This is a genomic window from Caulobacter vibrioides (assembly GCF_002310375.3).
In the GTDB taxonomy this organism is placed as follows: domain Bacteria; phylum Pseudomonadota; class Alphaproteobacteria; order Caulobacterales; family Caulobacteraceae; genus Caulobacter; species Caulobacter vibrioides_D.
Genome location: NZ_CP023315.3, coordinates 2046611 through 2059389, shown reverse-complemented (window position 1 = coordinate 2059389; position 12779 = coordinate 2046611). Strand labels below are relative to the sequence as shown.

The window sequence follows — 12779 nt, the reverse complement described above, 5'->3', positions numbered from 1 at the left end:
TCAACACGCGCCGGCCGCTCACTACCAGACGAAGGTGCCTGCCGACCTTGCGGGCAAGGACGCCTTGAAGCGCACGCCCGCCGACGCAATGACGAAGTCCGCCGGGGCGGTCGACACGTTCAATACGATCAGGACGCGCTGACCGTCGGGGTTCTGGAACGCCACGGTCCGCAGCCCCTCGACCTTGGCCGGCGAGCCGATCCGCACCGCGCCGGGCTTTACGAAGCGGCTGGCGTGGCCAAAAGCGTAGTATTCCTGCGTGCGGGTCACAGCGCCGGTCTGGCTGTCGATCGAAACCACCCCGCGACAGTCGCCGCAGCCGCCCGCGTGTGGCCCGAACTTTTCGTCGAGCGCCAGGTTCCACATCAGCACGCCGCGCGCGCCGCCGCGCGTGGAGCCGATGATCAGCTGCTCGACCATCCAGGCGAAGCTGTCATCGAACTTCGGCGCCCATTCCCCGCCGGAGCACTCGGTGAAGAACACCTCCTTGTCCGGATAGGCCGCGCGCACCTTGTCCTGCGCCGAGACCTCGCCCGCGTAGCAGTGCCAGGCCACGCCCGTCAGGAACGCGCGGGCCTTCGGGTCGGCCAGGACCGTCAGCGGCTGCTGGGGCTGGTCCCAGTTGTGGTCCCAGTCGAGCACGCGGGTCTTGATCTTCTCGCGCTTGAACACTGGGGCCAGGTGCTCGCCGAAGAACCGCGCGCGGTCCTGCGGCAGCCACCGCATGCCCGGATAGTTCTCGGGCTCGAAGTCGGGCTCGTTCTGAACGCTGAGATAGTCGGTCGGCACGCCAACCTTGGCGGCTTCCTGGACGTAGCGGGCGAAGAACGTGGCGTAGGCGGGGTAGGCCTCGGCCTTGAGCTGGCCTTTGACCAGCGAACCGGTGGTCTTCATCCAGGCCGGCGCGCTCCAGGGCGAGGCCATGACCTTCAGCTCGGGATTGATCTTCAAGGCCGCCCGGACGGTGGGAAACACGTGCTGCTTGGGCCGCGCCAGCGAGAAGTGCTTCAGCTCCGGATCCGGCGCGCCGTCCGGAGTGTCATTGAGGCTGTAGTGGTCCAGCGAGAAGTCGGACGCGCCGATGGTCACACGGGTGAAGCTGAAGCCCAGACCGCCCTCCCCGCGTCCGAACAGTTCGCGCAGCAGCACGTCACGATCGGCGGGCTTTAGCTTGGTCTGGATCAGCCAGGCCGAGGCGTCGGTGATCGACGCGCCGAAGCCAACCATCGCCTGGTGGCGTTCCTGGGCGTCGACCGCGATCACCGGCAGTCCGACCAGCGCCTCGGCGGACGAGGCCGCCACAGGCGCTTGCGCCGCCAGGAGCTGGCTCTGGTCGCCGGTCGTCACCCAGGCGCGGAGCTTGGGCGCGGCCAGGACCGGCGAGGTCGCGGCCAGAGCCGCGACCGTCATGGAAACGAGGCGAAGGCGCATCAGGGCTTCCTCGACCAGGCCTTCAGCTTGGCGCTGCCGGTCAGGACGGGCTCGCCGGCGTTGCGGCCGACATAGAGCGGATAGCTTCCCGCCGCGATGGTCCAGCCTGGCTTGGCCGTGTCGTAGTCGGCCAGGATGCGCGGCTCGACGGTGAGGGTCACCCGCTTGGTCTCGCCGGGCGCCAGATCCACCTTCTGGAAGCCGGCCAGACGCAGCATGGCCTTGCGCTGGCCCGAGGTGACATAGAGCTGCGGCGTGTCGGCGCCGGCGACCTTGCCGGTGTTGGTGACGTCGAAGCTGACCTTCAGGCCATCGCCGTCCTCGACCTTGAGGTTCTTGTAGCCAAAGCTCGTGTACGAAAGGCCATAGCCGAACGGATAGAGGGGCTGGCGCTTTTCCTGGGCGAACCAGCGGTAGCCGACCGCCGCACCTTCGACATAGCGCACCGGGAAGCCCTTGATCGGCCCAGCCTTCTGGCCGGCGCGGCGGGCGTCATCGATCGCCGCCTGCTCGGCGAAGCCCGGCGCGCTGGCGCGCGGCGCCTGGTCCTCGCTCTTCGGGAAGGTCATGGCCAGACGGCCCGACGGATTGACCTCGCCAAACAGCAGGCGGGCGATCGCCTGGCCGCCCCGCTGGCCCGGATACCAAGCCTGCAGCACCGCCCCGACCTTGTCGAGCCAGGGCATCAGCACCGGACCGCCGGTCTCGAGCACGACGACCGCGTTCTTGTTGGCCGCCGACACCGCCTCGATCAGGGCGTCCTGGTTGTCGGGCAGCGCGATCGACGGGGCGTCCTGGGCCTCGGTCTGCCAATGCCAGGCGAAGACGATGGCCACGTCGGCGTCCTTGGCGGCGGCGGCGGCGGCGACGGGGTCCTTGCCGTCGACATAGGTGACTTCAGCGTTGGGGTTAGCGGCCTTGATCGCCTGCAGCGGCGAAGACGCATGCCACGTCACTCGCACAAAGGACGCCGCCTCGCCGCCGTTCAGCGGGATCTCGACCGGCGCGCCGCCCACCGAGCGGACCTGCGAGGAGCCACCGCCCGAGATCACGCCCACATCGGCGTGGGCGCCGATCAGGACGATCTTCTTGGCGCTCTTGGCCAACGGCAGCAGGCCGCCGTCGTTCTTGAGCAGCACCGAGCCGCGCTCGGCCACGGCCTGGGCGACCTTGGCATGGGCGTCGTAGTCGATCGGCTGGGCGCTCGTCGGGGTCGGGTTGTCCATCAGGCCCGAAGTGATCACCCCGTGCAGGATGCGCCGGACCATGTCATCGACGCGCGCCTGGCTGACCTCGCCCTTGGCCACGGCCGCCTTGAGGTCTTCGCCGAAGAAGATCTGGGTGTCGAGCTCCTGGCCCGACTGCTGGTCCAGCCCCGCCAGCGCCGCCTTGACCGTGCTGTGCACCGCGCCCCAGTCCGACATCACCCAGCCCGGATAGTTCCAGTCGCGCTTGAGCACCTTGTTGAGCAGGAAGTCGTTCTGGCAGGCCCAGTCGCCATTGACCTTGTTGTAGGCGCACATGACCGAGGCGGGATTGCTCTTCTCGATCGCGATCTGGAAGGCCAGGAGGTCGCTCTCTCGCAGATCCGCCTCGTCGATCTGGGCGTCCATCACGTGGCGCCCGGTTTCCTGGGCGTTCAGCGCGAAGTGCTTGATCGTCGAGACGATGTGGTTGGACTGCACACCCTTGATCTGCTCGGCGACCATCTCGCCGGCCAGCAGAGGATCCTCGCCCAGATACTCGAAGTTCCGGCCCGCCCACGGGTCGCGGGTCAGGTTCACACCGCCTGCCAGCAGGACGTTGAAGGTCTTGGCCCGCGCCTCGGCGCCGATCATCGCACCGCCGTCAAACGCCAGCTTCGGCTCGAAGGTGGAGGCCAGGGCCAGGCCGGACGGCAGGGCCGTGGCCACGTCGCCCTTGCGCTGCTCGATCTGGTTGGCGACGCCGAGGCTGGCGTCGCTTTCGCGCAGGGTCGGGATCTTCAGGCGCGGCACCCCGGGCACATAGCCGGCCGACGAGATCATGTCGGTCGGCGCCGGCTTGGCCATCGGCGGGAACAGGCCGTGCAGGTAGGTGATCTTCTCGTCCAGTGTCATCTGCTTGACGAGCGCGTCGGCGCGCGCCCAGGCCGGATCGTTTGCCCGAGCGGCCAGGGGCGCGCTGTCCTTGGTCGGCATGACCTGCGCGACCGCGCCCGACATCGGCGGAAACGCGAGCAGCGCCACGGCGGCGGTGGTCCGGCACAGGATCCGCAAGGCGGAAGAAGGCAGGGCGGCGGTCGTCATGGCGGTACTCCGGATAAGCTTGGCTATGAGGTGGGTACGGGCGCGAGCGGCGGCGCCTGGCAGGCGTGCGCAACGAACTCGGCGTGGGAGGGCATCACGTTCAGACACTTGCCGACGACCGTCTCGATGTTCCCAAGGAACCGGGCGATCTCTTCATCGGACTGGACGTGAACGAGCGGGTCATAGGCGCGCGGAAAGACGCCCTGGCCGAGGAACACCTGGATCCAGCTCTCCTCGGTGAACAGCTCGTCGTCTTCGCGGAACACCCGGCCGTTGGCGCGGAAGAGATCCATCTTCCGCTGCAGCGTGGCGGGGATCTCCATGTCGCGACAGTAGCGCCAGAACGGGCTGTCGTCGCGCTCGGTGGCCTTGTAGTGCAGGATGATAAAGTCGCGGATCCGCTCGTATTCGAAATCGCTCTGGCGATTGAACTCATCGATCGTCGCCTGATCGAAGCCGGCGTCCGGCAGCAGCCGCACCATGCGGATCACAGCTGACTGGATCAGGTGCAGGCTGGTCGACTCCAGGGGCTCCAGGAAGCCGCTGGCTAGGCCGATCGCGACGCAGTTCTTGTTCCAGATCTTCTTGCGCTTGCCGGTCTTGAAGCGGATGCGCAGCGGGTCGGCGCGCTGGGCGCCGTCGAGGTTCGCGAGCAGGACGCGCTCGGCCTCGTCGTCGTCGATGTACTGGCTGGAATAGACGTGGCCATTACCCGTGCGGTGCTGCAGGGGGATGCGCCACTGCCATCCTGCCGTGTGCGCGGTCGAGCGCGTGTAGGGCGTGAAGTGCTCCGAGCGATCGCACGGCACGGCGACGGCGCGGTCGCAGGGCAGCCAGTGCGTCCAGTCCTCGTAGCCGGTCTTCAGGGCCTGCTCGATGATCAGCCCGCGGAAGCCCGAGCAGTCGACGAAGAGGTCCGCCGTGATCACCTCGCCATCGTCCATCGTCACAGACTGCACAAAGCCGTCTTCGGCGCGCAGGGTGACATCGACGATCTTGCCCTCGCGACGCGTGACGCCGCGCGCTTGGGCGTAGGTCGACAGGTGCTTGGCGTAGAGGCCTGCGTCGAAATGGAAGGCGTGGGCGATATGGCCGATCGGCGACTCGGCCATGTCGGCGCGGGCGCGCATGAACCTGTTGCTCAGCGCCATCGCATTGTTGATCGACAGGTTGTCGAAGTCGCCCGCTCGGCCCAGTTCCCGCATGCGCAGCCAGTACTGGTGGCAGCGCAGCCAGCCCAGGTCCTGGCCGATCACGCCAAAGCCGTGGAGATAGCTCTCGCCCTGGCGCCACCAGTTCCTGAACTGGATGCCCAGCTTGAACGAGCCCTGCGTCTTGCGCAGGAAGTCGTCTTCCTCCAGCCCGAGCAGTTCGTTGAATTTCTTGATGGCGGGGATGGTCGCCTCCCCCACCCCGACCGTGCCAATCTCCTCGGACTCGACGAGCACAATCTCGTAGAGGCCCTGGAACAGGCGCGAGCAGAGCGCGGCCGTCATCCAGCCTGCGGAGCCGCCGCCGGCGATCAGAATCTTCTTGAGCGGTTTCAACCACCCGCCTCCCGTTGGGTCGTAGGTCGGGGCCGCCTTTCGACGACCCCGCCCCGATTGGTTCTTGCCTGGCGAACGAGCCCGCTGGGGAGAGCGACCCGTTCAGCCCCTTGCTTAGAACCGATAGTTCACGCCGAACAGGATCTGACGGCCGTACTTTTCGTAGGTTTCGGGCAGCGCGCCGCCGCCACCGGTCTTGGTCCCGCCGCCGTCCAGGCCCAGACGGGTGCGGTACGGGGTATTGGTCAGGTTGTTGACCTGGACCAAAAGACCCAGGTTCTCCATCGGCCCGTCCTGGAAGGTGTAGCCGATCTGCGCGTCGACCTGCTTGTCGGCGAGGATCTCGGTGAAGCCGCGCGTGGCGAACAGCTGCACCACCTCGCCCTTGAAGGCCGAGCGATAGCGCTGGCTGATCCGGGCCTGGAAGCCGCCGCGCTCATAGTAGCCGGTGACGTTGTAGACCGTGCCCGACAGGCCGGGGATGCGGACCTTCTGCTTGGGATCGGTGCTGGTGGTCGGGTTCAGGTTCGACTTGGTCAGCGACAGGCTGCCCTGCATGCCGAAGCCCTGCAGCAGGTCAGCGAACTGGCCAAGATCGACCGCGCCGCTGAACTCCAGGCCCTTGACCACGCCGCCGTTGCCGTTGGCCGGAAGGGTGATCTGGCCGATCGGGCTGATGGTGATGCCCGATGGGATGGCCGTGGCCGTCGTGGGCAGCGGGATGCCGGTGAAGTCGAACTTGCCGCTCTGCGAATAGATGTAGGTGTCGAGCTTCTTGTAGAAGCCGGCTACCGACACATAGGTCGCGGGGCTGACGTACCACTCGTAGGCGAGGTCGGCCGCCTTGGCCATCCAGGGCTTGAGGTTCGGGTTGCCGCCGCTGGCCGACCACGGATTGACCGTCGTGCCCGGCGCGCAGGGCTGGCCCGAGCAGACCAGCGAGTTGAAGCCCGGCGTGACGTTGGCGCGCATGTCGTCCATGCGCGGACGGGCCATGGTCTTGGACAGCGCAAAGCGCAGGCGATGGCCGCCGCCCAGGTCATAGATCAGGTTCATGCTGGGCAGGACGTCGGTGTAGTCGTCCTTGACGTTGATCTTGGTGGGCGTGATCGGCTTGCCCGGTTCGGTGCCGTTGATCACGACGCCCGAAGAGGCCTGCTCCTGCTTGACCACCTGAACGCCGAGGTTGCCGCGCAGGTCGCCGGCCTTGAAGTTGGCGCGCGCAAAGAAGGTCGTGACCTTCTCGGTGATCTCCCAGGTCTTGTCGTAGTAGTTGGCGTCCAGGATCGGGGCCCAGTTATAGTACTTGCGCCAGGCGTCGCCGATATTGACGCTCAGCACGCCGCCGAAGCCGGCGAAGCCGAGCTGCGTCGGGTCCACGAGGTCGCCTGCGTCGACATAGACCTGCTGGCGACCGTTCTTCAGGAACAGATCGTTGTCCGAGACGGTCTTGCCCTTGTCGCGCTTGGTGTGGTTCACGCCCGCGCTGACCTGCGTGATGAAGCCGTCCATCTCATGCTCGAGGTGGACGTCGACCGTCGTGACATCCTCCTTCACCTGCGGGAAGCGGATGGCCCCATCGTGGCCCCAGCCGCCCCAAGCCGCACGGTCGCCCAGCGTGACCTTGCTGGCGTCGGCGTAGTTGAAGCCCTCGTCGTACTGCGAGTAGCCGTTATCGGCGACCTGGAAGCCGATCTTATCGAAGACACGGCCGATGTCCGGCGTGGCCGGAGTCACGCCACCGACGCCGCGGCCATAGCCCGCGTACGTCTCCATGATCTGTTCCTTCCGCTTGTTGGACGAATAGGACAGATCGGCGACCAGCTTGGTGCGGTCCGACAGCTGGAACTCATTGTTCAGACCGGCCGCGAACAGCTGGTCCATGCGGGTGTTGTAGTCATTCCGCAGCTGCGGGACCGCATTGTTGAGCAGACCGCTGCGCGCGAATTGCGAACCGCCGAGGTCCTCGGTCTTGACGTTGGTGAAGGTGGCGTTGTCCGCCCAGCCGTTCGAGAACCACTGCGCCCCGCGCGTGGTCTCCTCCTGCCGGAAGGTCGAATAGTAGAGGTCCAGGGTCGAGTGGATCTGGTCGTTCGGCTGGTACTCGAAGATGCCGATGACCGCGTCACGCTTGTTCAGGCGCGAGGTCGCGAACAGCTCCTGGCCGTTGAGCATCAGGGCGTTGTCGGCGCTGTCGGGCGTGACGGCGAAGCCGAAGGCTTCATAGCCATAGGCCTTGTAGTGCTTCACCTGCGAGGGCGAATCCAGGTGGGCGTAGCCCAGCGCCACGCCGAACGTGCCGTCGGCAAACTGGTTGATGTAGCTGGCGCTGTAGCGGCCGCCCCAGTTGCTGACGTCGTCGTTCAGCTTCTTGCCGGCGGTCTTCTCGCCGCGAATGTTCACCGCGACGGCGCGCTTGCCGAACTCGAGCGGTCGCACCGTGCGCAGGTCGGCGGTGCCCGACAGGCCCATGCCCGAGACCTGGGCGTCGGGGGTCTTGTAGATCACGACGCTGGACAGCAGTTCCGACGGATACTGGTCGAACTCGACGGCGCGGTTGTCGCCGGAGCTAGCTTGCTGGCGGCCGTTGAGCAGCGTGGTGGTGAAGTCCGGCGCCAGGCCCCGGATCGAGATCACCTGGGCGCGACCATTCACGCGCTGGGCGGCCAGGCCCGGCAGGCGCGCGATCGACTCGCCGATCGACACGTCGGGCAGCTTGCCGATGTCTTCGGCCGAGATGGCCTCAACTATCGAGGTCTCGTTCTTCTTGATGTTGATCGCGTTCTGGATGCCGGCCTTGATGCCGGTCACCACGATGGCCTCGACGGCGTCATCCTCGGCCTTGGGCGTCTGGGGAGCCGTCTGCGCCCAGGCGGCGCCGGACCCCGCCAGGGCCAGGGTGATCGCGGCGGCAGAAGCCGTGCCGTAGAATCGCTTGTTGGACGGACGCGCGCCGCTGTTCGTGCGGTTTCGCATAGACTCTCCCCTCTGATCTCGCCCTGCTGCGGCGACGTATCGTTCTTGTTGTCAGGCTCAATAGCCGTGAAAGCGCTTTCATGGAAGCGCTTCCAATTGCACTCAGGGCGACAACGTTGTCAAGATCGACCGACTAGAGGTGAGGCGCGGCGGTGGTTTGCCGCGTCACGACGGCGTGCTCGAGCTCATCGAAGATCGCCGCCTGGGAAACATTGGCCCCCGTCAGGCGCGCGACCAACAGCTCCACCGCGCGCTGACCCAGAACCTTGACCGGCTGGTGCACGGTGGTGAGCGGCGGCCAGACGATGCCGGCGACCGGCGCATCGTCGAACCCCGTGATCGACAGGTCTTGCGGGATGCTCAGGCCCCGGCCGTGGGCGGCGGAAAGGACGCCGGCGGCCATGTCGTCATTGGCGCAGACCAGCGCCGTCGGCTTGAGCGGATGGTCCAGAAGCTCCGGCGCCAGACGGGTGCCGGACCGAAAGGTGAAGTCCCCCCGCAGGACGACACAGTCGCCCTCCCCCAATCCCTGCTCGGCGAGCGCTCTGCGGAAGCCCTTGAGGCGGCGGTCGGCCGAAAGGTGCCCTTCCAGGCCGGCGATAAAGCCGAATCGGCGATGACCCAGGCGCAGGAGCTCGCGGGTCATATCGTAGCCGCCGGCCTCGTCGTCGACGCCGACGCCGTCGGCCTTGCCGCGTCCCGGACCGCCGGGCGAGACGGTCACGACCTTGCAGCCCTGGGCCAGCGCCGCCTCGATCAGCGCGACGTCGTCGCTATACGGCGGCGACAGGATCAGGCCCTCGCAGCGTTGGGTGGTGATCAGGTCCAGGATCCGCTTCTGGTTATCGGGCGTCTGTTGCGGCACGTTCTGGACCAGCACCTGGTAGCCCAGCGCCAGACAGGCGCGCAGCGCGCCCAGCTCCAGCGCGGATTCGTAGTACGAGTTCGGCTCGTTCTCGGGATCGGACGCGAAGACGAAGGCCAGCAATCTGCTCGCGCCGCCAGCCAGGCTGCGGGCTTGAGGGTTGACCTTGTAGTCCAGCGTCTCGACCGCCTGCATGACCCGCGCGCGGACCTCGTCCCGCACGTTCGGACCGCCATTCAGCACCCGCGAGACCGTTACGCGCGCCACGCCCGACAGGCGGGCGACATCGTCAATCGTGGGTCTTTTGGTGGTCAATGGGCTCCCCCTTCGAGCGCCGGGAAGATGGTCAGGAAAGCAGAGCAACACAAGCGACTCAACGTGAGGGCTATCAGCGCGCGATAGGAATGACCAATTTTTGATTATTGGCATGACCAATAATTGACAAGTCGCACCGGTGGCCAGATATCTTTCGGGCAGGCTCGCGACGTTCATGACGAGCCTTATTGGGAGATCGCCATGGGAACCAAGGGCCTCGCTGTACTAGCCGCCGCGCTTTTCGCCCCGGTCGTGGCTAAAGCCGCGGATTTCGCGATCCTGGGCTCGGGCTTCGGCAAAGGCCCTGTGGCCCCCGCGCTGCGCGAGGCGATCATCGCCAGGGCCTTGGAGACGGTCGATCGTCCGCCTGGCGCCATTCCCCGACTGCACACCGAAGGCACCTTGCCCGGCAAGGGCATCCGCGAGATCAGCATCAAGGCCAAGCAGGACCAGCCGATCGTGCTCAACCTAGCCCTGGCCTGGCGGCTGACGGGCGATCGCCGGTTCCTCGACGCCACCGGGCGCTACCTGGAGGCCTGGGCCGATGTCTATCAGATGTCGTTCAATCCGATCGACGAGACGGGCTTTGACACCCTGATCCTCGCCTACGATCTCACGCGGCACGATCTGACCGCGCCGACGAGAGCCAAGCTGGACGCCTTCTGGCGGAAGATGGCGGTCGGCTATCTGGACGCCATGGACGCAGGCCCTCGCAACGCCGAGACCAACTGGCAGAGCCACCGGATCAAGCTGGCGACGCTCACCGCCTACCAGACCGGCGACGCCGCCGTCATCGCTCGGGCGCGGCAAGCCTTCCGCAAGCAGATCGGCGTCAATCTTAACGCCGATGGGTCGACCTACGATTTCCACGAGCGCGACGCGCTGCACTACGTGACCTACAATCTGGATCCTCTGATGATGGCCGTTCTGGCCGCTCAGGCCCACGGCGAGGACTGGCTTTCCTGGAAGAGCGACAAGGGCGCCAGCCTGCCCAAATCACTCGACTGGTTGGCCGCCTATGCCCGCGGTGACAAGACCCACATCGAGTTCGCCAATTCCAAGATCCAGTTCGATCGCGACCGCGCCGCCTCGGGCCAAAAGGAATATGCGCCCCATCCTTGGGACGTCGCCAACGCCGTCGGAACCTACAGCCTGGCCAGCCTTCTGGACGAGCGGTTCCTGTCGCTGCGCGATGACCTGGTGAAGCGAACCGGCAAGCGACCGCAGGCCTGGATCGAGATCCTGAGAGCGTCCCGCGCGCCGGCGAAATAGCGCCCTTGGTTGACCGCCCCACCCGCCTCTGACCCAATCGGGTCAGGAGGACGGCATGACTCGTGTGAAGCGTATCCTGACCGGTGGGGCCATCGGCCTCGCCGTGGTCGCCCTGGTCGCGGCGTACGTCGCGTCCCCAGTCCTGGCCCTGCATAGCCTGACCAAGGCGGCCAAGGCCGGCGACCGGGCCAAGCTGGAGCGCCTCGTCGACTTCCCCGCTGTCCGCGACAGCCTGAAGTCCCAGCTCAAGGCGGCGATGACCCGGGCGTTCGAGCAGGACCCGGAGTTGCAGGACAACCCGTTGGCCGCGTTCGGTGAGCTGCTGATGGTCGGCGTCGTCGACAAGGCGGTCGACGCCTACGCCACGCCGGACGCCATTGCGCAGATGGTGGCGACCAGCCGAGCGCCGTCCAAGATTTCGCCCTCTGACCAGGGGCCGCGCGTCGAGACCGGCAAGCCGCGCACCAAGTCCGACACCGAGATCCGCTACGGCTTCCAGGACCTCGACCACTTCAAGGCGACCTATCGCGATAGGGCCAAGCCCGACGAGCCCGCATTTGGCCTCACCCTGGAGCGTCAGGGCCTGTTCCGTTGGAAACTGGTGCGGATCGACCTCGCGCCCGCGACCTAGAGCGACAGTCCGGCCAGTCTGGCCAGGGCCGGAATGTCGAACGAAGCCTCCAGGACCGCCGCGATCTCGTCCAGGGCCAGATCCACGCGCGCGGCCTGATCGACGGCGTCCGACGCCGCGCCCAGCTCCGCCAGAAGCGCCGCGCGGGCCTCGCCGCGATCGAACAGGCCGTGGACGTAGCAACCGCTGATCCGACCGTCCGCCGAGACGGCGCCGTCCGTTTCGCCCGTATCGAACGTCAGCATCGGCCGGGCCGCGCCTGTGGTGCGGCCCACATGCATCTCATACCCCTCGAACCGCGCGCCGCCGTCCAGGCGGCCCGTGACGGGCCGTAGCGTCTTGTCACCGGTCATCACGGTGTCGACGTTGAGCAGACCGAGGCCTTCCGAAGTCCCCGGCGCGCCCTCGACGCCGTCGGGATCGGCCACGCGCCGGCCCAGCATCTGATAGCCGCCGCAGAGCCCCAGCACGCGGCCGCCGCGCCGCAGATGAGCCTGCAGGTCGATGTCCCAGCCCTGGGCGCGAACAAAGTCGAGATCCGCCCGCGTGGCCTTGGTGCCAGGCAGGATCACCAGGTCCGCGTCGCCCGGCAGCGCCGAGCCCGGCGGCACGAAGGCGAATTCGACTCCAGGCTCGGCGCGCAGCGCGTCGAACTCGTCGAAATTGGCGATGCGGGACAGCATTGGAACGACAATCCGGACCTTGCCACCACGGCCTGCCGAACGGGCGTCCAGCACGACCGCGTCCTCGGCCGGGAGCCGGCGCGCCGCCGCCAGCCACGGCGCCATGCCAAGGTCGGCCCAGCCGGTGCGCTCTACGATCGCCCGCCGACCGTCGTCGAACAGGGCCGGATCGCCCCGAAACTTGTTGATCAGGAAGCCCTTGATCATCGCCCGATCTTCCGGATCGAGCACGGCGTGCGCCCCCACCAGGGCGGCGATCACGTGGCCCCGATCGATGTCCCCCACCAGCACCACCGGCACATCGGCGGCGCGGGCGAAGCCCATATTGGCGATGTCGCCGGCCCGAAGATTGATCTCGGCCGGGCTGCCGGCCCCCTCGACGATGACAAGATCGCACTGGCTTTCCAGCGCACGAAAGCTCTCCACCACGGTCGGCAGGAGGCTGGCCTTGTGATCCTGATAGCCGCGCGCAGCCCACGCGCCGGCCATCCGACCGCGCACCACCACCTGCGCGCCGATATCGCTCTGCGGCTTGAGCAGCACGGGGTTCATGTCGACCGTCGGCGGCGTCCGACAGGCGATGGCCTGCAGGGCCTGGGCGCGGCCGATCTCGCCGCCGTCGGCGGTGACGGCGGCGTTGTTCGACATGTTCTGAGGCTTGAAGGGCCGCACCACGACACCGCGGTTGGCGAACAGCCGGCACAGGCCGGCGACCAGCACCGACTTTCCCACATCCGAGCCGCAGCCCTGGATCATCAAGGCGGCCATGCG

The 12779-nt window shown here is 67.1% G+C and carries 8 protein-coding genes; 2 read left to right on the top strand and 6 right to left on the bottom strand.

Annotation, left to right across the window (positions count from 1 at the left end; genetic code table 11):
* Window positions 1-21: 21 nt before the first annotated feature.
* The 5 genes from CA606_RS09740 to CA606_RS09720 form a co-directional block, all read right to left on the bottom strand.
* On the bottom strand, window positions 22-1431 hold the full coding sequence (locus CA606_RS09740) for a glycoside hydrolase family 30 protein (RefSeq protein ID WP_096051313.1): 1410 nt from the start codon (window positions 1429-1431) through the stop codon (window positions 22-24).
* Complete coding sequence (locus CA606_RS09735) at window positions 1431-3719, bottom strand: beta-glucosidase (protein ID WP_096051314.1); 2289 nt, start codon at window positions 3717-3719, stop codon at window positions 1431-1433. Before CA606_RS09735 ends, CA606_RS09740 begins: the two co-directional genes overlap by 1 nt.
* Before the next feature lie 23 nt (window positions 3720-3742).
* Window positions 3743-5266 carry a tryptophan halogenase family protein gene (locus tag CA606_RS09730; protein WP_096051315.1) on the bottom strand — a complete coding sequence of 508 codons (1524 nt, stop codon included), beginning with the start codon at window positions 5264-5266 and terminating at the stop codon, window positions 3743-3745.
* A gap of 114 nt (window positions 5267-5380) precedes the next feature.
* Window positions 5381-8242: a TonB-dependent receptor gene (locus CA606_RS09725; protein WP_096051316.1), complete on the bottom strand. Its 2862-nt coding sequence runs from the start codon at window positions 8240-8242 to the stop codon at window positions 5381-5383.
* Between the two features lie 133 nt (window positions 8243-8375).
* Complete coding sequence (locus CA606_RS09720; protein ID WP_096051317.1) at window positions 8376-9422, bottom strand: LacI family DNA-binding transcriptional regulator; 1047 nt, start codon at window positions 9420-9422, stop codon at window positions 8376-8378.
* 201 nt (window positions 9423-9623) lie between these two features.
* Here CA606_RS09720 and CA606_RS09715 point away from each other — a divergent pair, with 201 nt between their 5' ends.
* On the top strand, window positions 9624-10694 hold the full coding sequence (locus CA606_RS09715) for an alginate lyase family protein (protein WP_096051318.1): 1071 nt from the start codon (window positions 9624-9626) through the stop codon (window positions 10692-10694).
* 55 nt (window positions 10695-10749) lie between these two features.
* Window positions 10750-11325: a DUF2939 domain-containing protein gene (locus CA606_RS09710; RefSeq protein WP_096051319.1), complete on the top strand. Its 576-nt coding sequence runs from the start codon at window positions 10750-10752 to the stop codon at window positions 11323-11325.
* Here CA606_RS09710 and CA606_RS09705 read toward each other — a convergent pair.
* Window positions 11322-12776 (bottom strand): cobyric acid synthase, encoded by a 1455-nt coding sequence (locus tag CA606_RS09705; protein WP_096051320.1) that lies wholly within the window; start codon window positions 12774-12776, stop codon window positions 11322-11324. The genes CA606_RS09710 and CA606_RS09705 overlap by 4 nt on opposite strands.
* Window positions 12777-12779: the final 3 nt, after the last annotated feature.

Bases quoted from the DNA above. Each gene is read 5' to 3' on its own strand.
- CA606_RS09740 (WP_096051313.1), bottom strand. From the start codon at position 1,431: ATGCGCCTTCGCCTCGTTTCCATGACGGTCGCGGCTCTGGCCGCGACC.
- CA606_RS09735 (WP_096051314.1), bottom strand. From the start codon at position 3,719: ATGACGACCGCCGCCCTGCCTTCTTCCGCCTTGCGGATCCTGTGCCGG.
- CA606_RS09725 (WP_096051316.1), bottom strand. From the start codon at position 8,242: ATGCGAAACCGCACGAACAGCGGCGCGCGTCCGTCCAACAAGCGATTC.
- CA606_RS09715 (WP_096051318.1), top strand. From the start codon at position 9,624: ATGGGAACCAAGGGCCTCGCTGTACTAGCCGCCGCGCTTTTCGCCCCG.
- CA606_RS09710 (WP_096051319.1), top strand. From the start codon at position 10,750: ATGACTCGTGTGAAGCGTATCCTGACCGGTGGGGCCATCGGCCTCGCC.
- CA606_RS09705 (WP_096051320.1), bottom strand. From the start codon at position 12,776: ATGGCCGCCTTGATGATCCAGGGCTGCGGCTCGGATGTGGGAAAGTCG.